At 63.9% G+C, this 623-nt stretch carries 1 protein-coding gene; it reads left to right on the top strand.

Annotated features, from left to right (window positions below; translation table 11 throughout):
* The coding region (locus EOA24_RS40195) for a transketolase C-terminal domain-containing protein (RefSeq protein ID WP_281059953.1) at window positions 1-623 on the top strand (623 nt) is incomplete at both ends.

The raw sequence follows: 623 nt of genomic DNA, 5'->3' as shown, positions 1-623 counted from the left end.
GCACAGGCGCGATGCCGTTCGTGGCTACATTCGCTTCTTTCCTAGCGTTGCTGTGCTGCGAACAGATCCGGACCGACGTCGCCTATTCAGCCCTGCCGGTGCGGCTGATCGGACATCATGCCGGCATTTCACTCGGCTTTTACGGCACCTCCCACCATGCGACGGAAGATCTTGCCATCATGCGAAGCATTGCCGACCTGACGGTCGTCGCGCCGGCCGACGGCCCGCAACTGGCGGCTGCCGTCAAGGCTTCGGTCAACCATGCCCGGCCTATTTACTTCCGCATTGGCCGCGGCCAGGAACCGGTGGTCTATGAAGATGGCGTCGACTTCCAGTTTGGCAAGGCAATCGTCCACGGCGAAGGGTCGGACCTGACCATCATCGCCTGCGGCTCGATGGTCCATCCCTCACGGGCGGCCTACCGCACGTTGCGCGCGGCGGGCAAATCCGTGGGTCTGATCGATATCCATACGATCAAGCCGCTGGATACCAAGGCTGTGCTGGCAGCCGCGGCCCACTCCCGCTTCATTCTGACGATCGAGGAACACAACATCCTGGGCGGTCTGGGCGGTGCGGTGGCGGAGATCCTGGCCGAGGCGGGCAGCCCGGCGCGGCTGATACGC

The organism is Mesorhizobium sp. M2A.F.Ca.ET.039.01.1.1 (genome assembly GCF_003998035.1).
In the GTDB taxonomy this organism is placed as follows: domain Bacteria; phylum Pseudomonadota; class Alphaproteobacteria; order Rhizobiales; family Rhizobiaceae; genus Mesorhizobium.
The sequence above is the reverse complement of the archived record's forward strand: the minus strand, read 5'-3'. Positions and strand labels throughout refer to the sequence as shown.